Consider the following 25,176-nt stretch of genomic DNA (forward strand, 5'->3'; position numbering starts at 1 on the left):
ATTCAATTAATGAAAGCGTGCCATGACTGAAAAATCATTCAAAGACCTACCCATTGGCGATGCCCATTTGCGGGAGGAGCGTTTGTCTGGCGAGGATATCTACGGCGGCATCTTTCTAAACATGAAGCGTGATCATGTCAGCTTGCCCGATGGCAATCAAGCAGTACGTGAATACCTGACACATCCTGGCGCAGTTGCTATTTTGGCGATCTTGGATGATGGCAGGGTATTGATGGAGCGTCAGTATCGATATCCCGTTGCAAAGGCTTGCCTGGAGATTCCAGCAGGGAAGCTAGACCCCAAAGAGAATCATCTGGTTTGTGCTCAGCGAGAGCTGGAAGAGGAGACGGGTTATTCCGCAAGTAAGTGGAGTTTCATTCGCCGCATCCATCCAGTGATTTCGTATTCGACGGAGTTTATTGATATCTATCTTGCCGAAGGCTTGGTCTCCGGCAAAAGCCATCTTGATGATGAAGAATTTTTAGATGTATTTGCTGCCCCTTTGGAGCAGTTACTGGAGTGGGTAGAGCAGGGCGAAATTACCGACGTGAAAACAACCATTGCAACTTACTGGTTGGACCGCTATCGCCGCGGTTTAGTGAGTCCTACGCCCATTCCAGGGTAATTCCATAATCCTATTAAAATAGGGGTATTGAATTTAGTATTTTTGCCCCTATATAGGTCTTATGAAAGTTTATAACCTCGCTTGCCCATTGGATCATCGCTTTGAGGGATGGTTCGCCTCTGAAGAGGATTGCCTTGCTCAGCAAGACAAGGGGATGTTGGCGTGTCCTATTTGTGACAGTGCTGAGATTACGCGGATGCCATCGGCTCCACATATTGCTAAATCAAGTTCTAGCAAAGATGTTTCAACTTCAACCGAGCTGACTGTAGCTAGCCCTGCGACAACAGATAATTCTGGTGTCAGTGGCGGCCTAACTGGCGATGTTGTTGCCTTGACTGGAAGCGATCATTCTCAGTTGGAAGCGCAGGTACAGGCAGCCTTTTTAAAGGGCATGCGTGAGTTGATGGGTCGCTCTGAGGATGTTGGAAGCTCTTTTGCTGAAGAGGCTCGCAAAATCCACTATAAGGAATCTCCTGAGCGGAGTATTCGTGGCCAAACCACATTGGATGAGGCCGAAGCTTTGCGTGAAGAGGGTATTGAAGTCATGGCAATGCCAATGATGCCCGCCTTTAAAAACACCCTGCAGTAGCCAGTTTCCCTCCAATTCCCCTATACTTGGTGTGCACCCAGAGACTGGGTATGACCACGTTATTCGGATAGGAGAAATACCCATGAAACGCTTTTTTCTGGCATTGTTTGCCGCTGTTCTGGCGCTCACCATTGTGGCTTGCTCCAAGTCCTCGGATACCAAAGAAATTAAGGTTGCCGTATCACCCGCATCTCCCCCAATGTTGTTTGATGACAAGGGGCAGATCGTAGGCGTTGATATGGATATCTTTCAGGGCTACTGCCAGTCTCGTGGCTGCACTTTTAAAGTAACGCCATACGACTGGGCTGGAATGTTGGGTGCCGTATCCAGTGGTCAGGCTGACGTTGCCTTCTCTGGAATCTCTATTACCGATAAACGTAAAGAGGTGATGGATTTTTCACAGCCGTACTATGACAACGCTTGGCATCTCGTGAGCATGAAGAATAAAAATATTCAGATCACCGATTTGAATCAACTCAAGAAATACTCCATTGGCTATCCACGTGGCATGGCTTATGACGATCTCATTAAGAATGAGTTGGAGCCAAAAGGTTACTACTCATTAAGCAAAGTCAAACTCTATCCCTCTTACGCTGAAGTGATTACCGATCTTCAGAATGGCAATTTAGATTTGGCTTTTATTGAAGAGCCTGTATTTCTGAATTATGAAAACAAACTGAAGTTACCGATTCAGAGTAGTTACGTTTTCAAGGGCTTTGATAAGCTTGGCTTTGCCTTTGCTAAGGGCTCCAAATTGCGTGATGACTTTGATAAGTATCTCAATGAGCTCGGCCCTGAAAAGATCAAAGCCATTCTTGATAAGTGGATGAAATAGGCGCCCCTCATCAAGATCTTAATAAGTAGTCGAGAGCCTGCCCTGTGACTTTTCTGGATATTCTTGCCCAGTTAGCTCAGGGCATTTCTTATACGGTAGTGGTAACACTGGTTTGCTCGCTGACGGGTTTGGTCGTTGGCTTACTGCTATCGAGCTTACGTCGTCTTGATATCCCATGGCTTATCCCGCTAATTGATTGTTATACCTATGTCTTTAGGGGTGTACCAGTTTTAGTTTTATTGTTCATGGTCTATTTTGGTTTGCCTGGAATTGGCTTTAAGGTTCCTCCTTTGATGGCGATGGCACTCAGTTTGGGTTTGGTGGCATCTGCCTATTTAGCCGAGGTATTCCGGGGTGCATTTAACTCTGTTGATCCAGCTGAAGTGATTGCTGCCAAGGCCATGGGTATGACTCGTGTCCAGGTTCTCCGGTTTATTGAGTTGCCACAGATGTTGCGTTTTTCGATTCCAGGCATGGTCAATGAGTTCACCTCGGTTTTAAAGTACTCGCCATTTGCCTATACGGTAGGTATTCCAGAGATTACTAAGCAGGCCATGACTTTGACCTCAACAACGCTTCGCGGCATAGAGGTATACCTAGCAGTGGGTATTTTGTATTTCGTGATTTACCGAATCTGTTTACTTGGCATTCAATTGCTGACTAAGCGTTTTCAAATTCCGGGAATGGCTCCCGCATGAGTATCAATATGACATTATCTAAAGAGGCAAGTTCGTGGCATTAATTCAAGTACGGGATTTGGTCAAAGAGTTTGATGGGCAAACTGTCTTGTCGAATATTAATCTCGATTTAAAAGAGGGTGATGTTCGGGTATTGATGGGTGCGTCCGGCTCTGGTAAATCCACCTTATTACGTTGCCTCAATCGACTGGTCGAGCCCACCTCTGGATCAATTATTTTCAGGGGGCAAGAAGTATTGGGTCCCGGTGTTGATGTGCGTGAGTTGCGTAAGCAAATTGGTTTTGTATTTCAGCAATTCGCTCTTTATAGCCACCTCACGGTATTAGATAACGTGTCCTTGGGGCTACGTAAGTTGCACAAGATGGGTAAAGCGGAGGCTAAAGAAAAAGCCTTGCACGAGCTATCCCATTTTGAAATGACTCCCCATCAAGATAAGTACCCCTCACAGCTTTCAGGAGGGCAGAAGCAGCGTGTTGCCATAGCTAGGGCGTTGGCGATGGATCCTGCTGTCCTGGTTCTCGATGAGCCAACCTCTGCATTGGATCCTGTTATGTCTAGGGATGTTGCTGATCTCATCAATCGCTTGCATAGCGAAGGCATCACCATGATCTGCGTTACCCACGATCTCAACTTGGCTCGCAATATTGCGGATACCGTCATGTTTTTAGATCGCGGCGTGATTCGGGCTGATGATCGTATCGATGTGTTGAGCAAGCATTCTGATCCAGAAATTAAAGCCTTTTTTGCCTCCGAGGAAAAGTTCTAATGGGAGGATGGCCATCTTTTATTCGTGATCTCACGGAGCAGATGCCCTTGATTTTGACTGGGCTGGTGAAGACCTTGCAATTGGCAGGCTTGATCAGCGTATCTGGATTGCTGCTGGGGATTGTGGTGTTCTATCTCACGCTGAGCAAAAACAAGTATGTGCGTAGCGCCATTAATTCCTATATTTCCTTCTTCATAGGAATGCCTTTAATTGTTTTACTGTTCTTGATGTATTACGGCTTGCCGCAGTGGGGCGTTCGACTCTCACCATTTACGGTTGCCTTTATTGGCTTTACATTTAACGTTGCAGCTTATAACGCCGCCTATCTAAAGACTGCCTTCAATGGTTTGGACAAGACTCAATTAGAAGCGGCTAGCGCTCAAGGATTCAGTCCCCTCCAGATTTTTAAGTTGATTACCTTGCCGCAAGTGATTCGACTTTCTATTCCGGCGTTGACCAATCAAGTAATTGCTAATCTCAAAGATAGTTCGGTTGCCTTCTTAATTCAGTACACCGAATTCTTTGCGCGTGTACAAGAACTGGCTGCAACCAATTTCCAATTCTTCAAGGCTTATCTATTAGCTGCTTTGGTTTACTTAGCGCTGGTATCGGTAATTGTGCTATTCGCCCGCGCCATTGAGAGGCGTTACTTTATTCCTGCTTGAGTATTGCAAGTTAAAGCACAAAAAAATAGCGAACCGAAGGCCGCTATTTTTATTTGTAAAGCTCAGTGCTAGGAATTACTTAGACGTAGGCATTACAAACTCTGCACCTTTGGCAATGCTCTCAGGCCAGCGCTGCATCACACTCTTTTGCTTGGTATAGAAGCGAACGCCTTCTTTGCCGTAGGCATGCATATCGCCAAAGAGGGATTTCTTCCAGCCACCAAAACCGTGCCAAGCCATTGGAACTGGAATAGGTACGTTAATACCGACCATACCCACCTGAACGCGGCGTGCAAATTCACGGGCAATATTGCCGTCACTTGTGAAGCAGGCAACACCGTTGCCATATTCGCAAGCATTTACCAAGTTCAATGCCTCAGTAAAGTTCGCTACGCGCAAGCAAGACAGCACTGGTCCGAAGATTTCTTCTAAGTAGATCTTCATGTCTGGAGTGACGTTATCAAAGAGGGTGCCGCCGATAAAGAAGCCATTCTCATGACCTGGCACTTTCAAACCACGTCCGTCTACCAATAACTTCGCGCCAGAGGCGACACCGCTTTCAATGTAGCCAGTGATGCGATCTAAAGCGGCTTTAGTAACGATAGGGCCCATTTCTGCATCAAGCTCCATGCCATTCTTCACTTTGAGAGTCTTCGTGCGCTCAATCAGTTTTGGCATGATTTTTTCTGCAACATCGCCAACGAGAACGGCTACTGAGATTGCCATGCAACGCTCACCAGCAGAACCATAAGCAGCGCCAATCAAGGCATCAATCGTTTTGTCGATATCTGCATCTGGCATCACGACCATGTGATTCTTGGCGCCACCTAAAGCTTGGGAGCGCTTACCAAAGTGCGCGCAACGCTCATAGATATAGTTGGCAATTGGAGTTGAGCCTACAAAACTCACTGCTTTGACATCTGGGTTCTCGATCAAGGCATCTACAGCTTCTTTGTCGCCTTGAACCACGTTAAATACACCATCAGGCAAGCCCGCTTCTTTTAAAAGCTTGGCCATCAACAATGAAGCGGATGGATCGGTTGGGCTTGGCTTCAGAATGAAGGTGTTGCCGCAGGCAATAGCCACTGGGAACATCCACATTGGAACCATGACTGGGAAGTTAAATGGCGTGACACCGGCTACAACACCTAAAGGCTGGCGCATTACCCAATTGTCGATATCGGTAGATACTTGCTCGGTGTAATCTCCTTTAAGAAGTTCAGGAATACCAGTAGCAAATTCCACAATATCAATACCGCGAGTCACTTCACCTTGGGCATCGGTAAATACCTTGCCGTGTTCGGCAGTAATGATGGCAGCTAATTCATCGCGATGGGCATTGAGTAATTCAAGATACTTGAACATGATCCGTGCGCGGCGAAGGGGGGAGGTTTGACTCCAGCTCTCGAAGGCTTTTTGGGCAACCGCCACGGCAGCATCCACCTCTTTACGGCTTGCTAGGGCAACTCGTCTTGCGACTGCGCCTGTAGAGGGGTTGAATACATCGGCAAATCGACCGTCTTTTGGGTTGACAACATTGCCGCCAACAAAGTGGCCAATATCTTCTTTTGATTCAAAGGCTTGTGGTGCGCTCATAGTATTTTGCTTAAATAGTTATTTACTAGTTTTAGGTTCAATAAACTTGTATTGCGACGGAATCGCACAAGTGTATGGTCTCGTTTATCCTACTCATTCTATTTTATCGCTTTCATCACTTTTACGCATTTCAGGATCCCGGGGCCCTCCATGAGTCTTCTATTTTCCAGCTATACGCTTAGCTCTCCCAAGGGTGATTTGACGCTCCCTAATCGCATCGTAGTGGCACCCATGTGCCAGTATTCGGCAGTTAATGGCGAGGCTCAGGACTGGCATTTAATGCACTGGGCTAATCTCCTTAATAGCGGGGCGGGTCTATTCATTATTGAGGCTACTGGAGTTACTCCAGAGGGCCGTATTACCCCGGCTTGCCTGGGACTGTGGGATGATCGTACTGAGGCTGCCCTGAAGGACAGGCTCATCAGAGCGCGTAAGCTGGCCCCAGAAACCCCCGTCTTTATTCAATTAGCTCACGCCGGTCGAAAAGCCTCCAGCGCAACCCCTTGGGATGGTGGTCAATTGCTGCCCGCAGAGCAGGGTGGCTGGGAGACAGTTGCTCCTTCAGCTATTCCGCAACTCCAAGATGAGCGTTTGCCGCATGAGCTCTCCAAAGTGGAATTACAAGAGTTAATTGCTGCATTTGTTGTTGCAGCGCAGCGTGCTGAGCGAGTTGGTGTTGATGGTATTGAATTGCACGGGGCTCATGGCTATCTCTTGCATCAATTCTTGTCTCCAATCGCCAATCAGCGTACTGATGAATATGGCGGCTCTTATGAAAACCGGATCCGCTTCCCGCTGGAATTATTTGCTGCGGTACGCAAGGCATATCAGGGCGTATTGGGTATTCGGATTTCGGCTAGCGATTGGATTGAGGGCGGCTGGACCCCTGAAGAGACTGCTGACTTTGCATCTCGTCTAAAACCCTTGGGATGTAATTTTGTCCACATCTCATCAGGCGGTATTTCACCGCTGCAGAAGATTGCGATAGGGCCAAACTACCAAGTGCCATTTGCCAAGATCGTAAAAGATCAATCTGGTTTGCCTACGATGACAGTTGGCTTGATCACCGAGCCACAGCAAGCGGAAGATATCTTGCAAAAAGGGGATGCGGATCTAATTGCCTTAGCCCGTGCATTTTTGTATAAGCCAAGATGGGCCTGGGAGGCTGCCGCAGCCTTAGGCGGTACCGTGCCCTCAAATGAGCGTTACTGGCGCTGCTTACCGCGTGAGGCTCAAGCCATATTTGGTGAGGTCAAAGTAGGGCAGCGATAATAGGGGGCTTGCCCAGAACCAAGCCTTTGAACTAAAACATAAATGAGTAATTGATGAAGCAACATTCTGTACGAGAATCCTGGCTGGAAGATGCCGTGAGACATTTAGAGCCCGTGTTTTCTAAAGCGGGGTATGCCATTCCACCAGTGAGAGTGTCATGTGGTTTTCCAGCCTCCAGCAGTCCGAGAACAACGCTAGGTCAGTGCTGGCCTCGTGAACGTTCTGGCGGAGGTGTGAATGAGATCTTCATTTCACCTAAATTGGACGACCCTGTTCAGCTGTTAGATACCTTGGTGCATGAGTTATGCCATGCGGTAGATGATTGCTTTAGCGGTCATGGCGAAGACTTTAAAGGCATTGCTCAGACTGTTGGTCTAGAAGGTCCAGCCAGAATGGCGCATGCAACCGAAGAGTTGATGGTGCGTCTGATGATGATTAGCCAAGAGCTTGGCCCATACCCACATCAGGCGATTGTTTTCCCGCCGCCAAGACCAAGTAATGCGAGTCGCAATAAAGCTAAATGCGGGCAGTGTGGATATGAAGTTACGCTATTGAAGAAGTGGGCTACCTATGGCGCCCCAATTTGCCCGAAAGACAATATCCGGATGCAAGAGGCGGTTACCGAGACGATTGAAAATACGACCGAGCACGATTCAGAATCTGTTGCGGGATCCAAGCCCAAGGCTGATGATATTCGCCGCGCCATTAGTTGATAGTTATGAATCAGGCTTACTCAACAATGACTCAACAAATGCTTCAAGCATTTCAGGGGCAACATTTAGAAACGGCTGAGAGATTAGCTAGGGCAATTCTTAAAATGAGCCCAAAAGATGTGGTTGCCCTGCAAGTGCACGGACTTTCATTGGCAATGCAGGGCCGAATTGCAGAATCTGTAGCGCCCCTATACAAAGCCTCACAATTAGATCAAAAAAATCCAGAGCTTCTTTCTAACCTTGCTAAGGCTCAACAAGGGGCTGACTTGTACGAAGATGCAATTCAGACTTACAAAAAGTTAGATCGTCTGATTCCTAACAATGCACAAATTTTGACGGATATGGGAACTGCATTAGCAAAGTCTAAGTTTTACGATGAGGCAGAGGCTTTATTTAATAGGGCCATTGAAATTCAACCAGATTATTTTTTAGCTTGGTCTAATCGCGGAAATTTGCTATCTGATTTACGTATGTCTGAAGATGCTGTTGCGAGCTACCAAAAGGCTCTTGAGTTTAATCCTAGATATGCTGAGGGTTGGACTAATTATGGGAATGCCTTGTTTGCGCTAGGTAAGTATGAGGATGCTAAATCAGCCCATGAAGAGGCCTTAAGTATTGATCCCGATTTTGGTGAGGCTTGGTCAAATTACGGAAATACTCTGTTGGAATTAAAGAAAGGCGATGAGTCTTTTAATGCATATGATAAAGCCTTTAGCATTAAACCAGACATTCCGTACTTAATGGGCCAGTATTTTGCGGCGAAAATTAATCTCTGTATTTGGGATGAATCACCTGAAATTAAGCAGTTATTAGATTTAGTTTCTGTTGGCCGTAAAGTAACCCTCCCATTTAATTTATTGCAAACCAATGCCAGCTTGGAGTTACAAAAAATTGGAGCGGAAACTTTTTCAAAAGACCGGCTTCCAAAGTCAAGAAAAATTAGCCTTACGAGATTCCAAAATCTGGATCGCGGAAAAATTAGGATAGGGTATTTTTCCTCGGATCTTCGTGAGCATCCTGTTGGTATTTTGATGCAGAACTTACTCAGACTACATGATCGATCACGGTTTGAGATCTATGGGTTCTTTCTTAATCTTCGAACTGGTGACCCAATTGAAAGTGCTTTACTGGAGGAGTTTGATCATGTCATTGATCTTCATGGCGTTAGTGACTCTGCTGCAATAGATTTAATTGGGAAGTCTTCGCTTGATGTAGCGATTGACCTTAATGGCCATACCAGTGGCGCTCGGACTGCATTATTCGCAGCAGAAGTTGCGCCGATCCAGATTAATTATTTGGGTTACGCAGGCACATCTGGGACCGATTTTTATGACGCTTTAATTGCAGATAGGGTTGCCGTTCCCTCGGAGCATCAAGTCTACTTCTCTGAAAGTATTGCTTACTTACCTAATTCCTTTTTTCCGGTAGATACAAGCATTCCAGTTGAGTCTTTTGGTGATTTGCCAACAAGAGCTAGCCAAGGTCTGCCAAATTCTGGGTTTGTATTTGCATGTTTTAATAATGCGTATAAGATTACACCGAATATTTTTGACGTGTGGATGAGGCTTTTAAATGATGTGGCGGGTAGCATTTTATGGCTTTCAAAACCCTCCCCAATGGCTCAGCTCAACCTGCAAAAGGAGGCTGAAAGAAGGGGGGTTGATTCCTCTAGATTGATATTTGCTACAAGGACGCCGGGGCGCTTGGAGCATTTAAGTAGGTTGCGACTTGCAGATTTATTTTTAGATACCCCGAATTACAACGCTCATGCTACCGCGGCAGATGCACTGTGGGCTGGCTTACCGGTACTTACTCAAATCGGCCATACATTTTCGGGTCGTGTTGCTGCAAGTCAAATTACTGCGTTAGGTTTTAATGAGTTGATAGCTAGCTCTGAAGAGGAATACATTGCAAAGGCCTTGGAATTTGCAAGAAACCCCTTAGCTCTTGAGTCTGTGCGCCAACGCTTGGAGGGCAGTCGGGCTCACTCACCATTATTTGATACAAAGCGTTATGTGAAGGATTTGGAGGCTTTGTATATCGGCTTATTGAATAAGGCTAACTTGCATTGAGCTCAGTTTGGCTCCAAACGGGGTCCTTTTTGCTTGCCTTGGCAATTTCACCTAAGATCTTTTCATGAAGCTCACAGTCTTCTGGACTGGCTGTCATGAGTTTGAGGTTGGTAGGCAAAGCTTTCATCTGACCAGATGCATCAGTGCCGACGGTGTAATCAATGAGATCAATCGAGAGATCTTCTTGGCCGCGTGTCATTGCTACATAGACTTCGGCCAATAGCTGGGCATCAAGTAAAGCGCCGTGTAAGGTGCGGTGTTGATTGCTAATAGCAAAGCGCTCACAGAGCGCATCTAGCGAGTTGCGCTTGCCCGGAAACATTTGACGAGCATCTAAGAGGGTGTCCGTAACCTTAGATGCAAGACCTCTAAAAGGAGGGCGCTTTAGCAAAGCAAATTCGTTATCTAAGAATCCCAAGTCAAATGCCGCGTTATGAATAACTACTTCAGCACCATCAACAAACTCAATCAACTCTTCGACAATATTGGCAAATACCGGCTTGTCGGATAAGAATTCGCGGGAGAGTCCGTGAACGGCAAAAGCGCCCGCATCAATGTCACGCTCAGGATTAATGTAGTAATGGAAAGTGCGATCAGTTAATCGACGGCCCACCATTTCAACGCAGCCGATTTCAATAATGCGGTCGCCTGTGGCAGGGTTAAGTCCAGTAGTTTCAGTATCGAGAATAACTTGACGCATTAGGTACCTTCTAAAACAGATGGAGGGATTTCCATTGGGCCGTTACCTGCATATTTATCTAAATAGAGATAGATCACAGGCGTGATGATGAGTGTTACAAACTGCGAGAAGATCAATCCACCTGCCACGCTAATGCCCAGTGGTTGACGCAATTCTGCACCAGCACCCAAGCCCAAAGCAATCGGTAGGGCACCCATCAGTGCGGCGATCGTTGTCATCATGATGGGGCGGAAACGCAAGATACAAGCTTCACGAATCGCCTTCTCTGGTGACATGCCTTGATTGCGCTGTGCATCCAAGGCGAAGTCAATCATCAAGATGGCATTCTTTTTCACGATACCAATGAGCAGCAAAATACCAATCGAAGCAACAATGGTTAATTCAAATCCAAAGATGCGCAAAGATAAAATGGCGCCAATCGCAGCGGAGGGCAGTCCGGCCAGAATCGTGAGGGGGTGAATGTAACTCTCATAGAGCACGCCTAGCAAAATATAAATCACACCCAGCGCTGCCAAGATCAATATGATTTGACCGGATTGATTGTCTTTAAACACGGCGGCATCACCACCGTAGCTCGTAATGATCGAAGGTGGTAATCCAACCTCTTTAACGAAGCCATCAATCGCTTTAGTGGCATCCCCCAGGAAGACATCTGGAGCCAAGTTAAAGGAGATCGTTACCGCTGGAATTTGACCTTGATGGTTCACGGCTGTTGGTCCAATAGTACGAACAAAGCTAGCCAAGCTTGATAGCGGAATTAATTTATCAGTAGCGCGACCTCTGACATAGACCTTATTCAGATCAGTTTCAAATTGACGATCATTCTCAGCCGTTTCTAGAATGACGTAATAGGTATTCACTGGCGTGTAGATCGTGGAAACCTGGCGCTCACCAAAGGAGTTGTAGAGCGCACTACGAATATCGGCAATGGTGACACCAGCGCTAGCAGCCTGCTCACGATTAATCTCGATCTTCACGTTAAGACCTTTGAGCTGAGAGTCGCTAGTCACATCGCGGAAGATGGGGTCAGCACGCATTTTTTGAGTGAGCTTATCGGCCCAGTCATTTACGCCCTCGAAGCCAACGCTCTGCAAAGTAAATTGGTAGCGACTCTTGCTGCTACGTCCACCAAGCTGTAAGTTCTGAACAGGGCGCATATATACCTGCAGCCCTGGGATTTCTTTAAACTTCATTCGCAATCCCTCAATGACCTTGGCCATTTTTTCTCGATCTCCCTTAGGCTTCAGGATGATGAAGAAGCGACCTGTATTTCTTCCTGCGCTCAGGCCACCACCAAGGATGGAGATAGAGTTAGCCACATTAGGATCGCTATTAACGATCTCCGCCGCACGATCCTGAAGTTCCAGCATGGTCTTAAAGGAGGTGTCCTCTGAAGCTTCAGTGGTTGCCGTAATTTGACCGATATCTTCTTCTGGAAAAAAACCTTTTGGGCTATACGCGAATAGGGCAATTGTGATGAAGAAGGAGCCAATCGCGCCCCACAATACTTTCTTTCGATTCGCTAATGCGAGATCAAGATAGTGAATATAGGTTTTGAGTGAGCGATCAAAGATTTGATCAAACTTTTTGGTGATGGCATATTCTTTCGGATGATCGCCAGGCTTAGGTAAGAACCGACTGCAGAGCAAGGGGACGATCGTGAGTGAGACAACTGCCGATACCAAAATGGATAGCGATACCACCACCGCAAACTCTCTAAAGAGCAGGCCGATTGGACCAGCCATAAAGAAGAGTGGAATAAAGACGGCTACCAAAGAGATGGAGATGGAGATGATGGTGAAGCCTACCTCTTTACTGCCCTTGAGTGAAGCCTTTAGGGGATCCATGCCTTGCTCAATGTAGCGCATGATATTTTCAAGAACAACGATGGCATCGTCGACCACCAATCCGACAGCAAGAGTGATGCCCAATAAAGAAATGTTATCTAAGCTGTAGCCTAAAAAGTAGAGCAAGAAGAATGCGCCAATCAATGAGATAGGCAAGCTTACAGAAGGGATGAGGGTTGCGGAAAGACGCTTGAGGAATAAAAAGATCACCAAGACCACTAAAAGAATGGTGAGTGCCAGCGTCAAATTAACGTCATGAATCGCTTCAATAATTGATAGAGAGCGGTCATTAATTAATGTCAGCTGAATCGATGCTGGCATCTGCTCTTTAAATGTCGGCAGTAATTTCTTGACTGCCGCAACTACATCAACCGTATTGGCATTTGGCTGCCGCATGATGCCAATCGCAATCGAACGCTCACCAGCTGCTGTGGCAAAAGTCTTGACGTCCTCAAAGCTTTCTTGGACATCAGCTACATCCCTGAGGTAGACAGGTAGACCATTGCGTTGAGCGATGACGAGGTTAGCGAATTCATCTGCTTTGACAAGTTGCGGATTGGCATAAATCGTGATGAGCTGACGTGGGCCATCCAAGGTACCCACTGGACTATTGGTATTGGCCTTATTGATTGCAAGCGCCAATTCCTCCATCGTGATATTTCGATTGCCCAAAGCATCTGGTCGCGCGCTGACACGAACGGCATAGCGTTTAGCGCCATATACCAAGACCTGTGAGACGCCGGTGATTGTGGACAACGACGGTGCGAGTAGATTTTCTGCATAGGCATTGATCTCGGACAGACTCATTGATGGTGAGCTCATTCGAATCACGAGCACCGCTGTATCCGCAGGATTGATCTTGCGGTAGGACGGTGGCACCGTCATTTCAATCGGAAGCCTTCTTTGTGCTCGTAGGAGGGCTGCTTGTACATCGACTGCCGCTTTATCAATATCACGGTCGTTCGTGAACTCAAGTGTGATGCTAGTCGAGCCAAGCGTATTGGTTGAGCTAATGACTTTAATGCCATCAATCGTTGAAAATTCTTTTTCTAATGGCAGTGCTACAGAAGACGCCATATTTTCTGGGGCAGCTCCAGGCAAACTGGCGCTGACAGAAATAATGGGTGTATTGAAGCTAGGTAGAGCTGCAACCGGGATCTTGAAGTAGGCAACGGTACCAGCGATCACTGTTGCAATCGACAACAGCACCGTCATTACGGGCCGTCTAATGCATAACTCAGAAAGCGTCATTTTGTCTCAGGAGCAGGAGCCGCTGCCTTAGCTGGAGTGGATGTGGCAGTTTGTTTTTTTGCTTCACGAATCTTGCTACCGGGACGCAAGTTTTGCTTGCCCTCAACAACTACGCGTGAGCCAGATTCAATACCGCTGATGACAGAGGTGCCTTGATATTCGTAGATCACTTTGATTGGTTTGGACTGAACCTTGTCATCCTTATCAACCACATAAACAAGTCGACCTTTCGGGCTGATCACAATAGCTTCAGATGGCACTGCAATGGCATCCTTGAGGGTATTGGCGTTTAATGAAACGCGAGCAAATTGCCCTGGCAATAAAGTCATCTTCTCATTTGGAATTTGAGCTCGCACACGCACTGCTGCAATGCTAGGGTCTACCTGGTTATCAATCACCAGCACTTCGCCTTCATAAACCGCCTTAGCATCATTGCCAACGCTTACTTTTACTTTGAGTGGTGTATCTGCTTGTTTGCCCTCCATTAATAAGGGGATATCTTTCTCAGGCACCACAAATTGAACGTTGATCGGATTGAGTTGGGTGATGGTCACCATGGATCCAACACTAGAGGTTGCTGTAGAGCTGGTTGCAGTGGTTACTACATTGCTTGCCTGTACTAGCGAGCCTGGAAATACGTTGATGATGCCCGCGCGTCCGGCAATTGGAGAGCGGATAGAGTCATAAGAGAGCTGCACCTCAGCAGAGCGAGCTGCAGCTTGCGCTGACTTGGCATTCGCCAGTGAAGTTTCTAAGCCTGCTTTAGAGATAAAGTTTTTGGCTACCAGCTCCTTGGCGCGAAGATATTGTTTTTGGGAATCATCTGCCAGCGCTTTGAGTTTTTCATAGTTGGCGCGATCGTTGCGATCATCCAAGGTAAAGAGGAGCTCACCTTCTTTTACTTCTTGCCCATCCTTAATATGGATGGTTTTGACTGTATTAGTAGTCATTGGACGAATATCCACAATGCTGCTAGAAATAATCGTTCCTGTAGCCTCAATAATTAATGGGATATCTTTTTTCTCGACAACCACACTCGTAATTGTTTGTGGTCCACCTGTTTTACCGGTAGCGGGGAAGAAGTAATCAAATGCCTTAGAGCCGGCATACAAAACAACCAACACCGCCAAGATGCGCCACTTGTATTTAAGGGTGAATTCCTTGGCTGTGGCGTAGTCTATTTTTTTGACTTTATCAAAGTGGGGCGAGAGTTTTTGCCAAAGTTTGCACAAGCGCGCCTTTACCGAATTTTTTAGCGCGGGTAGCTTGGCAACGGCTTTATCTAAGGCTGATTCAATTTTTGACACGGTCTCGGCGTTTTTCTTGGTTCTATATGGGTTTAGCGGTAGATTCTGTACCCGCTCTGAATCCGTTCATTCTCTCATAAGACCGTCAAAAACGGGCTTGCCGACACCCATCCAACTTAAGGTAGAAATTCCTCAACGCCTTTGTTTGCCAGGAGGTCAGCAAGCTCATTTCCGGGGTGACCGTTGTGGCCACGTACCCAATGCCAAGAGATCTTGTGGTCAGGGATAAGGGCGTCTAATTCTTGCCATAAATCGGCATTTTTGACTGGATCCTTGCTTGCAGTCTTCCAGCCTCTCTTTTTCCAGCCTTCTAGCCATTCTGTAACGCCTTTTTGGACGTATTGGGAGTCAGTCCACAGCTCAACCGAGCTGGTTTGCTTAAGGGCTCGTAATGCATGAATAACCGCACTAATCTCCATGCGGTTATTGGTAGTGTGCTCAGCACCCCCGTGCAAATGCTTTTCATGCCCCCCGGAGCGGAGAACAGCACCCCAGCCCCCAGGACCAGGATTGCCTTTGCAGGCACCATCGGTATAAATGACGATATGTGGGAGAGATTTGGTGTGAGGCATACCGTTAATTTACTTGGTCTTGCTTGTTTGCCAAATTTTGACGGCTTTCAGCGGCAGGGCTTAATTGGGTAATGGCCGGAATACGCAAACCTTGGACCTGCCCAATGAGGCGGATACCTTGTTGGCGTTTGATGGCTGAAACCAAGAAAACAGCCCCAAAGATAGGCCACCAGCGATTCCCAGCTGGTTCCATAAAGTCCATTCTGGCCATGCCGGACTCACCACTCAAGGGGAGTTTGTAGCAGCCAAAATGACCTCTATCTAATGAGAAGTTCAGTAGTTGTAACCAGTCTTTAATTCTGAGGAGACTGATAAATTGCCCATCTCTTGGCAAGTAGGGGCTGCCAATTAGTCTGCTCAGATATTGGCGCATTCCCCAAAGACTGGCTGGGTTGAAGCCCGAAATAATCAAGCGACCTTCAGGGCGAAGCACACGCTCAGCCTCTCGCAGGATTTGATGTGGATCAGCAGCGAATTCCAAGACATGTGGAAGAACTAGTAAGTCGATAGTTTCAGATGCAAAGGGCAGCTCGCTGGCATTACTTTCGACTTGATGCCAGTTAAATTGACTGGCGTGTTTTTGGCGATCATTTGAATGAATCAACAAAGCATGCAAAGGCATACGATTTTCTGCCAGAGTATTCATTTGGGGCAAACCGATCTGTACGGCATAAAAACCAAAGACATCAGCCACGATTTGATTGAAGCATTTCTGCTCCCAGGCAAGCACATAGCGTCCAGGAGGCGATTGCAGCCACTTTTCCCATGAACTCCATGGTGGTGCAGGCATCTGAGATGGGGAAGGTGGGGTTGGTATCATCGGTCTATGGTGAAGAATACTTTATTGCAGGTTTGGCCGATACCGGCCTTTGATGACAACTACATCTGGTGTATCCATGATGGGCAATCCGCCTTGATTGTGGATCCAGGTGATGCTGCCCCTGTACTGCAATACCTCGAGGAGAAAAATTTTACTCTGACCGGTATTTTAATTACGCATCATCATGCTGACCATACGGGTGGCATCCTCAATCTATTGCAGGCGCTGGGATCGGTCCCGGTTTATGGTCCCGCCAATATTGATATTCCTGGCCGCACGAATGTCATGATGGAAGGTGACAAGATTGAAGTGGCCGCACCACGCATTAGCCTTGAGGTGTATGAAGTGCCGGGTCATACCTTGACCCACATTGCTTACTTTGCAAACATGCAGGCCAATGTGGTTGAGCCGATGCTGTTCTGTGGCGACACCTTATTCGCATCAGGCTGTGGCCGTTTGTTTGAGGGCACCCCAACACAGATGAGTCAGTCCCTCGCTAAGTTCATTGCCTTGCCAAAAAATACCTTGGTCTATTGCACTCATGAATACACTCTATCGAATATTCGCTTCGCATTAGCGGTTGAGCCAAATAATGCAAACCTCATTACTTGGGCGGAAACTGCCAAGGCTCTACGCGATCAACATCTCCCAACCTTGCCTACGACTATCGGACAAGAGTTGCAGGTCAATCCATTCATGCGCTGTGATCAGAAGACTGTAATTGATGCCGCACTTGAAGTCTCCGGTGAGAAATCATTGCCTACGCCTGCGCATGTCTTGGCGGTGATAAGAGCTTGGAAGGATCGGTTCTGATGTTGTGGCGCTATGCGGCGATCTTGCTGATTGCTGCACTCTCGGGTTGTGCCAGTAATGGGGACTGGTCTTCTGACGCGCCGACGCGTCAGGACCCGCGCGCCTCCAAAGCAAAGCGCGTTAATCTGAAGAATCAATCTGTCAGTGACTTATATGCTCCATCAAGCAATCTTTGGATTCGTATTCGGGATGGCTTTGAGATGGAGCCGATGAATACGCCCCTAGAAATCGAGCAAGTGCGCTGGCTTAGCGCTCGCCCTGATTATGTGAATCGCTCGATGACTCGTTCATCTCGCTACCTGTTTTACATAGTGCAGGAAGTGAATGCGCGCAATATGCCAACGGAGATCGCTTTACTGCCTTTTGTCGAGAGCGCCTTCGTCACAAATGCAAAGTCCAGCGCCAAGGCAATGGGCTTGTGGCAATTCATGCCGGCAACCGGCAAAGATTTTCGTTTAACTCAAAACGTCTTTAGGGATGAGCGCAGAGATGTGTTGCAGTCCACCGACGCCGCGCTGGATTACTTGCAACGTTTATATAAGCAGTTCGGTAGCTGGGAGCTTGCATTAGCCGCTTATAACTGGGGCGCGGGTAATGTTGCTAAAGCGCAGAAACGTAATTTAGCGGCAGGACTACCGACGGATTACCTCAGTCTCAAGATGCCGAATGAGACGCGTAACTATGTGCCCAAGTTGATGGCCTATCGACAGATTGTGTTGGATCCTCAGGCCTACGGCATTGTGTTACCCGAGCTAGAAAACCATCCTTACTTTGTAGCGGTGGACGTTGGTAGTGATATCGACGTTGATCTAGCGATTAAGTTGGCTGAGATTCCATCGGATGAGTTTCATAGTCTGAATCCGTCTTTTAATAAGCCAGTCATTTTGAGTAATGCTAACCAGCAGATTTTGCTGCCCTTCGGTCACGCGGAAATCTTCCAGGCAAATCTCAAGCAGTACACCAAGCCACTGTCTTCATGGGCGGCGGTTCAGGTGACTAAAACAGAATCTGTAGATCAATGCGCCAAGACTCTTGGTGTTGATGCCGATACCTTGCGAGAAGTGAATGGCATTCCAAAGGGGATGCGCATTCGTTCTGGGTCCACCGTTTTAGTGCCAAAAACCAGCCGTAGACCTGGCGATATTTCTCTGGCGATGGCAGAAAACGGCAGTCTTAGTCTCGACAAGCCAGCGCCCCCGGCGCCTAAAAAATGTGCAAAAGGGGCAAAATGTCCGGTAGCAAAATCTGCAAAAGGGGCTGCTAAGGGTAATTCTTCCGCAAATAATGCTGCATCTCAGCATAAATCCGCATCGACAGGGCTTGCAAAATCTGCGAAAAATGGATCTGCGAAGACGACTGGCTCCACAGTCAAGGCATCAAATAGCAAAGGGGCTAGCAAGATTCAGTAAGCCCAGACACTTTAATTTACTTATTTAGGTTGACCATGTCCTACAAATCAGAACACGAACGCTCCATTAAAGACCCAGATGGATTCTGGGGAGAGCAGTCAAAACTCATTCATTGGGAAAAACCATTTAATAAAGTTCTGGATTACGCAAACCCTCCATTTGCAAAATGGTTTGAAGGCGGTCTAACCAATCTTTGCTACAACGCAGTGGATCGACATCTCAAAGATCGTCCTGATCAAATTGCTCTCGTTGCTGTTTCAACAGAAACCAATGTAGAGAAAGCGTACACATTTAAAGAGCTCTACGAAGAAGTCAATCGTATGGCTGCTATCTATAAAGCCAATGGCGTCAAAAAGGGCGATCGTGTATTGATCTACATGCCAATGATTGCTGAAGCTTGTTTTGCAATGCTTGCTTGCGCACGTATTGGCGCAATTCACTCGGTGGTGTTTGGAGGCTTTGCTTCCCACAGCTTGGCATCACGTATTGATGATGCAAAACCAAAAATGATTGTGACTGCAGAAGCAGGCGCACGTGGCGGTAAAGCGGTTCCTTATAAGCCTTTGCTTGACGAGGCAATTACGCTTGCTAGCTACAAACCTGAGAAAGTCTTGATTGTGAACCGCGGTCTGACTGAGTTCACTACGGTTGCTGGCCGTGATTTAGATTACGCCACTGAGCGTCAAAAGCACCTAAACGATTTGGTTCCAATTGAGTGGGTTGATGCGACTCACACTTCATACATCCTATACACCTCAGGCACTACTGGTAAGCCGAAGGGCGTTCAACGCGACACCGGTGGTTATGCAGTTGCTTTGGCTGCAACCATGAAGCACATCTTCTGCGGTAATCCTGGCGAAACCATGTTCTGCACATCTGACATCGGTTGGGTTGTAGGTCATAGCTACATCATTTACGCGCCATTACTCAATGGCATGGCAACCATTATGTATGAAGGTACGCCATTGCGTCCAGATGCAGGTATTTGGTGGGAGTTGGTTGAGAAGTACAAAGTGTCAGTCATGTTCTCCGCACCAACTGCAGTTCGTGTTCTCAAGAAACAAGATCCTGCGTTCTTAACTAAATATGATCTGTCTAGCCTGCGCGCCTTGTTTTTGGCGGGCGAGCCTTTGGATGAGCCAACAGCGACATGGATTCATGATGCGATCAAGAAGCCAATCGTGGATAACTACTGGCAGACTGAAACAGGTTGGCCAATGCTGGCAATTCAGCGTGGTGTAGAAGTAATGCCGCATAAGTTTGGTTCGCCAGGCGTTCCTTCATTTGGTTACAACATGAAGTTGCTCGATGATGCAACTTCCGAAGAGCTGGGCCCAGATCAGAAGGGCGTCATTGCAATTGAAGGTCCTTTGCCCCCAGGTTGTATGCAGACTGTTTGGGGTGATGACAAGCGCTTTGTCAGCACCTATTGGGAAACCATCCCGGGTAAGACCATTTACTCCACTTTTGACTGGGGTATTAAAGATGAGGACGGTTATTTCTTCATCTTGGGTCGTACCGATGACGTGATTAACGTTGCAGGCCATCGTTTAGGTACCCGTGAGATTGAGGAGAGTATTTCTAGCCACCCAAATATCTCGGAAGTGGCAGTGGTAGGTATTGAGGACAAACTTAAGGGTCAGGCAGCGATTGCATTTGTGATTCCAAAGGATTCTTCAAATACAGCCACCTTGGAAGCGGAGTGCATGAAGACTGTGGACACCACATTGGGTGCAATTGCGCGTCCGGGCCGTGTTTATGTGGTTACTGCTTTGCCTAAGACCCGTTCTGGCAAGATCGTTCGTCGTGCACTTCAGGCTGTAGCTGAAGGGCGCGATCCTGGTGATATCAGCACCATGGAAGATCAGACTGTTTTGGCTCAAATTAAGACCATCATCGAGCAAAGCGCAAAGTCTTAAAGCTAGCTCAGTTTTAGCCAAATTAAGCCCCTCGGTCGCAAGACTTAGGGGCTTATTACCTTCTAAGCCCAATTGGCTGGGAATCCAAGGGTTTATACGCAAAACTGGTATCATTACTAGGTTCAAAACTTAATAAATTACCCTAGCGCTTAAAGACACTCACCTCCCGCACAAACAGTCCTGGGTTGGTCTTTTTGGGGTGTTGAGCGTCGGATGGAGCAGGGACTGGAGATGGTTTGTCACCCTTGCTTCCTTCTTTTCCTCCCGCCGTGTTGGCTCTAGCCGACGGCACCGTATTTCCCGGTCTTAGTATTGGCGCCCCTGGCGAAACTACCGGTGAAGTCGTTTTCAATACCGCACTTACTGGCTATCAAGAGATCATTACTGATCCTAGTTACTCTCGCCAAATCGTGACCTTGACCTATCCGCACATCGGCAACGTGGGTGTGAACGGTCAAGACGCCGAGTCGGATCAAATTCATGCTGCTGGCTTGGTCGTAAAAGACCTCTCTAAGCGTGTCTCGAATTTCCGCTCTGAAGAAAGCCTCGATAGCTATCTCACCAAAGCAGGCGTAGTGGGCATCTCTGGTATCGATACCCGCAAGCTCACTCGCATCCTGCGTGACAAAGGCGCTCAGTCTGGCGCAATCGTCGCTGGCAAGATGGGTGATGATGTAGAGGCTCTTGGTAAGAAAGCCTTGGAGTTGGCTAAAGCCTTCCCGGGTATGGCTGGTTTAGATCTAGCCAAGGTGGTTACTACTAAGACTCCATATCAATGGCGTGAAGCTGAATGGGATCTACATGGTCCTGACGGTAAACCTGCATACAGAACTTTAGATGCTAGCAAGCCAATCAAGAAAGTGGTTGCTTATGACTTTGGTGTGAAGCGCAATATTTTGCGCATGCTCACAGAGCGTGGCTGCGAACTCACGGTTGTGCCTGCACAAACTAGCGCCGCTGAAGTATTGGCGATGAACCCAGATGGCGTGTTCTTCTCAAACGGCCCCGGAGATCCTGGTCCTTGCGATTACGCGATTGCTGCCGCAAAAGAAATTATCGAAAAAGGTGTTCCAACATTCGGTATTTGTTTGGGTCACCAGATTATGGGTTTAGCTGCTGGCGCTAAAACTTTGAAGATGAAGTTTGGTCACCACGGTGCAAACCACCCTGTAAAAGATTTGGATACTGGGCGCGTAGCGATTACCTCTCAGAACCATGGTTTTGCGGTGGACGCAAATACGCTGCCTGACAATATTCGTGTCACGCATGTTTCATTATTTGACGGATCACTACAAGGTTTAGCTTGGAAAGATAAGCCTGCTTTGTGTTTCCAAGGTCACCCTGAGGCCTCACCTGGCCCTCATGACATCGCCTATTTATTTGATCGTTTTGTGGAGCTAATGAATGCTGCCGCTGTTAGCAATAAGGGGGGCAAATAATGCCTAAGCGTAGCGACATTAAGAGCATCCTGATTATTGGTGCAGGTCCAATTGTGATTGGACAGGCCTGTGAGTTTGACTATTCTGGTGCGCAAGCTTGTAAAGCTTTGCGTGATGAAGGCTACAAAGTTATTTTGGTGAACAGCAATCCTGCGACCATCATGACTGACCCAGAGATGGCGGATGTGACTTACATCGAGCCGATCACATGGGAAGTAGTAGAGCGCATTATTGCCACTGAGAAACCGGATGCGATTTTGCCAACGATGGGTGGTCAAACTGCCTTGAATTGCGCACTTGATTTGCATCGCCATGGTGTTCTCGCAAAATACGGTTGCGAATTGATTGGTGCTTCACCAGAAGCGATTGATAAAGCAGAAGATCGTCAAAAGTTTAAAGATGCGATGACCAAGATTGGTCTCGGTTCTGCGAAGTCTGGCATTGCGCACTCGATGGATGAGGCGCATGAAGTTCAGCAACGTATTCAGAAAGAAACTGGCAGCTTAGGCTTTCCGGTCGTGATTCGTCCTTCTTTCACTATGGGTGGATCAGGCGGTGGTATTGCATACAACCGTGAAGAGTTTGAAGAGATTTGCAAACGCGGCTTAGATTTGTCACCAACACGTGAGCTCTTGATTGAAGAGTCTCTCTTGGGTTGGAAAGAGTTTGAGATGGAAGTGGTGCGTGACCGCGCCGATAACTGCATCATCGTTTGCTCAATCGAAAACTTAGATCCAATGGGTGTGCATACCGGTGACTCAATCACTGTTGCCCCAGCACAAACATTGACGGATAAAGAGTATCAAATTCTCCGAAATGCCTCAATTGCGGTATTGCGTGAGATTGGTGTGGATACTGGTGGTTCAAACGTACAGTTCTCCATTAACCCGGTCGATGGTCGCATGATCGTTATTGAGATGAACCCACGTGTTTCACGCTCATCTGCATTGGCTTCTAAAGCAACTGGTTTCCCAATCGCTAAGATTGCGGCGAAACTCGCGGTTGGTTATACCTTGGATGAGTTGAAGAACGACATCACTGGTGGCGCCACTCCAGCATCCTTTGAGCCATCAATCGATTACGTTGTAACCAAGATTCCTCGCTTTGCGTTTGAGAAATTCCCGCAAGCGGATTCTCGTCTGACAACGCAGATGAAATCCGTAGGTGAGGTGATGGCAATTGGCCGCACTTTCCAAGAATCATTCCAAAAAGCATTGCGCGGTTTAGAGGTTGGTGTTGACGGTCTAGATGAAGTTTCTACAGATCTAGATGACATCATTCAAGAAATCGGCGAGCCAGGACCGGATCGTATTTGGTATTTGGCTGATGCTTTCCGTATGGGTATGGGTTTAGATGAGATCTTCAACGAGACCAAGGTTGACCCTTGGTTCTTGGAGCAAATCGAAGAACTTATCACCATGGAAACTGAGCTCAAGCAGCGCAAGATCGATAGCTTGTCAGCTCCAGAGTTGCGTTTCATTAAGCAAAAAGGTTTTTCAGATCGTCGCTTAGGGAAATTGTTGGGAGTAGATGCTTCCTCAGTTCGTGCAGCACGTCACCGTTTAAAAGTAGTGCCTGTGTATAAGCGCGTGGATACCTGTGCGGCTGAGTTCTCTACAAACACAGCTTATTTGTATTCCACTTACGAAGCAGAGCATGGCGAGTGCGAGTCACAACCAACCACTAAAGACAAGATTATGGTCTTGGGTGGCGGTCCAAACCGTATTGGTCAGGGTATCGAGTTTGACTATTGCTGTGTACATGCTGCCTTAGCCATGCGCGAAGATGGCTATGAAACCATCATGGTGAACTGTAACCCAGAAACGGTTTCTACTGATTACGACACATCTGATCGCTTGTATTTTGAGCCTTTAACTTTAGAAGATGTGTTGGAGATTGTTGCCAAAGAAAAACCAAAGGGTGTGATCGTGCAGTACGGCGGTCAAACTCCGTTGAAGTTGGCCTTAGATCTTGAGGCAAATGGCGTACCTATTATTGGTACATCACCAGACATGATCGATGCAGCTGAAGATCGTGAGCGCTTCCAGAAGTTATTGCATGATTTGAACTTGCGTCAGCCGCCTAACCGAACAGCGCGTGCGGAAGATGAGGCTTTGAAGCTTGCTGAAGAAATTGGTTACCCATTGGTAGTGCGTCCTTCCTACGTATTAGGTGGTCGCGCAATGGAAATCGTTCATGATGGTCGTGACCTTGAGCGTTACATGCGTGAGGCTGTCAAGGTATCTCATGACTCACCAGTATTGTTAGACCGCTTCTTGAATGATGCGATTGAGTGCGACGTGGACTGTATCAGTGATGGTCAGCGCGTATTCATTGGTGGTGTGATGGAGCATATTGAGCAAGCCGGCGTTCACTCTGGTGACTCTGCCTGTTCTTTGCCACCGTACTCACTATCTGATGAGACGATCGCAGAAATCAAGCGTCAAACAGCGGCAATGGCTAAAGGCCTGAATGTAGTTGGCTTAATGAACGTACAGTTTGCTATCCAGAATGTTGATGGCAAGGATGTTATTTATGTTCTCGAGGTAAACCCACGCGCTTCTCGTACCGTGCCATTCGTATCTAAAGCAACTGGTTTGCAGTTGGCGAAGATTGCGGCACGCTGCATGGTGGGTCAGACTTTAGACCAGCAAGGTATTCAGGCTGAAGTGAAGCCAGAGTATTTCTCTGTTAAAGAAGCGGTGTTCCCATTCAACAAGTTCCCAGGCATTGATCCAATTCTTGGACCAGAGATGCGTTCAACTGGTGAAGTAATGGGTGTTGGTAAAACTTTCGGCGAAGCCTTATTTAAGTCTCAGTTAGGTGCCGGCATTAAGTTACCTAAGAGTGGCACTGTAGTCTTGACGGTCAAAGATAGCGATAAGCCAAAAGCAGTCGAAGTGGCTAAGCTCCTACATCAGTTGGGCTTCCCAATGGTGGCTACTAAAGGTACCGCTGCAGCGATTGAAGCCGCTGGATTACCAGTACGCGTAGTCAATAAAGTAAAAGATGGTCGCCCACACATTGTTGACTTGATCAAGAATGGTGAGATCTCACTGGTCTTTACTACCGTTGATGAGACACGTACTGCGATTGCGGATTCCCGCTCCATTCGTACTAGTGCCCAAGCTAATAATGTGACTTACTACACCACGATTAGTGCAGCACGTGCCGTCATGGATGGTTTGATGACATCTCAAAATGGCAATAAAGAGTCTCTTGAAGTGTATTCATTGCAGAATCTGCATAAGACTCTCAATTAAATTAA

Annotated in this window: 20 protein-coding genes; 14 read left to right on the forward strand and 6 right to left on the reverse strand. The window is 47.2% G+C overall.

The annotated features are described in order from the left end of the window. The first annotated feature begins 22 nt into the window (after positions 1–22). The 6 genes from ICN11_RS04620 (at position 23) to ICN11_RS04645 (ending at position 4,178) form a co-directional block, all read left to right on the forward strand. Complete coding sequence (locus ICN11_RS04620) at positions 23–625, forward strand: NUDIX domain-containing protein (RefSeq protein WP_216229366.1); 603 nt, start codon at positions 23–25, stop codon at positions 623–625. Between the two features lie 61 nt (positions 626–686). After that, positions 687–1,214 carry a DUF1178 family protein gene (locus tag ICN11_RS04625; protein WP_216229367.1) on the forward strand — a complete coding sequence of 176 codons (528 nt, stop codon included), beginning with the start codon at positions 687–689 and terminating at the stop codon, positions 1,212–1,214. Between the two features lie 82 nt (positions 1,215–1,296). Further along, positions 1,297–2,049, forward strand: a complete 753-nt coding sequence (locus tag ICN11_RS04630) for a transporter substrate-binding domain-containing protein (protein ID WP_216229368.1) — start codon at positions 1,297–1,299, stop codon at positions 2,047–2,049. 44 nt (positions 2,050–2,093) lie between these two features. After that, positions 2,094–2,747 (forward strand): amino acid ABC transporter permease, encoded by a 654-nt coding sequence (locus tag ICN11_RS04635; RefSeq protein ID WP_216229369.1) that lies wholly within the window; start codon positions 2,094–2,096, stop codon positions 2,745–2,747. A 34-nt stretch (positions 2,748–2,781) separates the two neighbouring features. After that, positions 2,782–3,513 carry an amino acid ABC transporter ATP-binding protein gene (locus ICN11_RS04640; protein ID WP_216229370.1) on the forward strand — a complete coding sequence of 244 codons (732 nt, stop codon included), beginning with the start codon at positions 2,782–2,784 and terminating at the stop codon, positions 3,511–3,513. Continuing rightward, the gene (locus ICN11_RS04645) at positions 3,513–4,178 is read left to right on the forward strand and encodes an amino acid ABC transporter permease (RefSeq protein ID WP_216229371.1); all 666 of its coding nucleotides are present in this window, start codon (positions 3,513–3,515) and stop codon (positions 4,176–4,178) included. The genes ICN11_RS04640 and ICN11_RS04645 overlap by 1 nt, the downstream gene beginning before the upstream one ends. A gap of 75 nt (positions 4,179–4,253) precedes the next feature. On the opposite strand, the gene ICN11_RS04650 is transcribed toward ICN11_RS04645, so the two are convergent. Next, positions 4,254–5,774: a CoA-acylating methylmalonate-semialdehyde dehydrogenase gene (locus ICN11_RS04650; RefSeq protein WP_216229372.1), complete on the reverse strand. Its 1,521-nt coding sequence runs from the start codon at positions 5,772–5,774 to the stop codon at positions 4,254–4,256. A gap of 150 nt (positions 5,775–5,924) precedes the next feature. Here ICN11_RS04650 and ICN11_RS04655 point away from each other — a divergent pair, with 150 nt between their 5' ends. The 3 genes from ICN11_RS04655 to ICN11_RS04665 all read left to right on the forward strand — a co-directional run bounded on the left by ICN11_RS04655 (position 5,925) and on the right by ICN11_RS04665 (position 9,831). After that, positions 5,925–7,046: an NADH:flavin oxidoreductase/NADH oxidase gene (locus ICN11_RS04655; protein WP_216229373.1), complete on the forward strand. Its 1,122-nt coding sequence runs from the start codon at positions 5,925–5,927 to the stop codon at positions 7,044–7,046. Positions 7,047–7,099: 53 nt separating this feature from the next. Further along, complete coding sequence (locus tag ICN11_RS04660) at positions 7,100–7,759, forward strand: SprT family zinc-dependent metalloprotease (protein WP_216229374.1); 660 nt, start codon at positions 7,100–7,102, stop codon at positions 7,757–7,759. A gap of 104 nt (positions 7,760–7,863) precedes the next feature. Continuing rightward, entirely contained in the window at positions 7,864–9,831 is a 1,968-nt protein-coding gene (locus ICN11_RS04665; protein WP_216229375.1) for a tetratricopeptide repeat protein, read from the forward strand. Here the strand turns inward: ICN11_RS04665 and dnaQ are convergent. From dnaQ to ICN11_RS04690, 5 genes are all read right to left on the reverse strand, one after another. Beyond that, positions 9,818–10,531, reverse strand: coding sequence for a DNA polymerase III subunit epsilon (gene dnaQ, locus ICN11_RS04670; RefSeq protein WP_216229376.1), 714 nt, complete (start codon positions 10,529–10,531; stop codon positions 9,818–9,820). The genes ICN11_RS04665 and dnaQ overlap by 14 nt on opposite strands. After that, positions 10,531–13,629, reverse strand: coding sequence for an efflux RND transporter permease subunit (locus ICN11_RS04675; RefSeq protein WP_216229377.1), 3,099 nt, complete (start codon positions 13,627–13,629; stop codon positions 10,531–10,533). The genes dnaQ and ICN11_RS04675 overlap by 1 nt, the downstream gene beginning before the upstream one ends. Further along, positions 13,626–14,936, reverse strand: coding sequence for an efflux RND transporter periplasmic adaptor subunit (locus ICN11_RS04680; RefSeq protein WP_216229378.1), 1,311 nt, complete (start codon positions 14,934–14,936; stop codon positions 13,626–13,628). The genes ICN11_RS04675 and ICN11_RS04680 overlap by 4 nt, the downstream gene beginning before the upstream one ends. 116 nt (positions 14,937–15,052) lie before the next feature. Then, positions 15,053–15,508, reverse strand: a complete 456-nt coding sequence (gene rnhA / locus ICN11_RS04685; RefSeq protein WP_215334807.1) for a ribonuclease HI — start codon at positions 15,506–15,508, stop codon at positions 15,053–15,055. A gap of 4 nt (positions 15,509–15,512) precedes the next feature. Continuing rightward, positions 15,513–16,298: a class I SAM-dependent methyltransferase gene (locus ICN11_RS04690; RefSeq protein WP_255539880.1), complete on the reverse strand. Its 786-nt coding sequence runs from the start codon at positions 16,296–16,298 to the stop codon at positions 15,513–15,515. 36 nt (positions 16,299–16,334) lie between these two features. Here ICN11_RS04690 and gloB point away from each other — a divergent pair, with 36 nt between their 5' ends. The 5 genes from gloB to carB all read left to right on the forward strand — a co-directional run bounded on the left by gloB (position 16,335) and on the right by carB (position 25,171). After that, on the forward strand, positions 16,335–17,141 hold the full coding sequence (gene gloB / locus ICN11_RS04695) for a hydroxyacylglutathione hydrolase (protein ID WP_216229380.1): 807 nt from the start codon (positions 16,335–16,337) through the stop codon (positions 17,139–17,141). Beyond that, positions 17,141–18,550: a transglycosylase SLT domain-containing protein gene (locus ICN11_RS04700; RefSeq protein ID WP_216229381.1), complete on the forward strand. Its 1,410-nt coding sequence runs from the start codon at positions 17,141–17,143 to the stop codon at positions 18,548–18,550. Before gloB ends, ICN11_RS04700 begins: the two co-directional genes overlap by 1 nt. 35 nt (positions 18,551–18,585) lie before the next feature. Next, the gene (locus tag ICN11_RS04705; RefSeq protein ID WP_216229382.1) at positions 18,586–20,469 is read left to right on the forward strand and encodes a propionate--CoA ligase; all 1,884 of its coding nucleotides are present in this window, start codon (positions 18,586–18,588) and stop codon (positions 20,467–20,469) included. 245 nt (positions 20,470–20,714) lie between these two features. Beyond that, complete coding sequence (gene carA, locus ICN11_RS04710) at positions 20,715–21,908, forward strand: glutamine-hydrolyzing carbamoyl-phosphate synthase small subunit (RefSeq protein WP_216229444.1); 1,194 nt, start codon at positions 20,715–20,717, stop codon at positions 21,906–21,908. Further along, positions 21,908–25,171, forward strand: a complete 3,264-nt coding sequence (carB, locus tag ICN11_RS04715; protein ID WP_216229383.1) for a carbamoyl-phosphate synthase large subunit — start codon at positions 21,908–21,910, stop codon at positions 25,169–25,171. The genes carA and carB overlap by 1 nt, the downstream gene beginning before the upstream one ends. Positions 25,172–25,176: the final 5 nt, after the last annotated feature.

Source organism: Polynucleobacter sp. 78F-HAINBA (assembly GCF_018882325.1).
GTDB lineage: Bacteria > Pseudomonadota > Gammaproteobacteria > Burkholderiales > Burkholderiaceae > Polynucleobacter.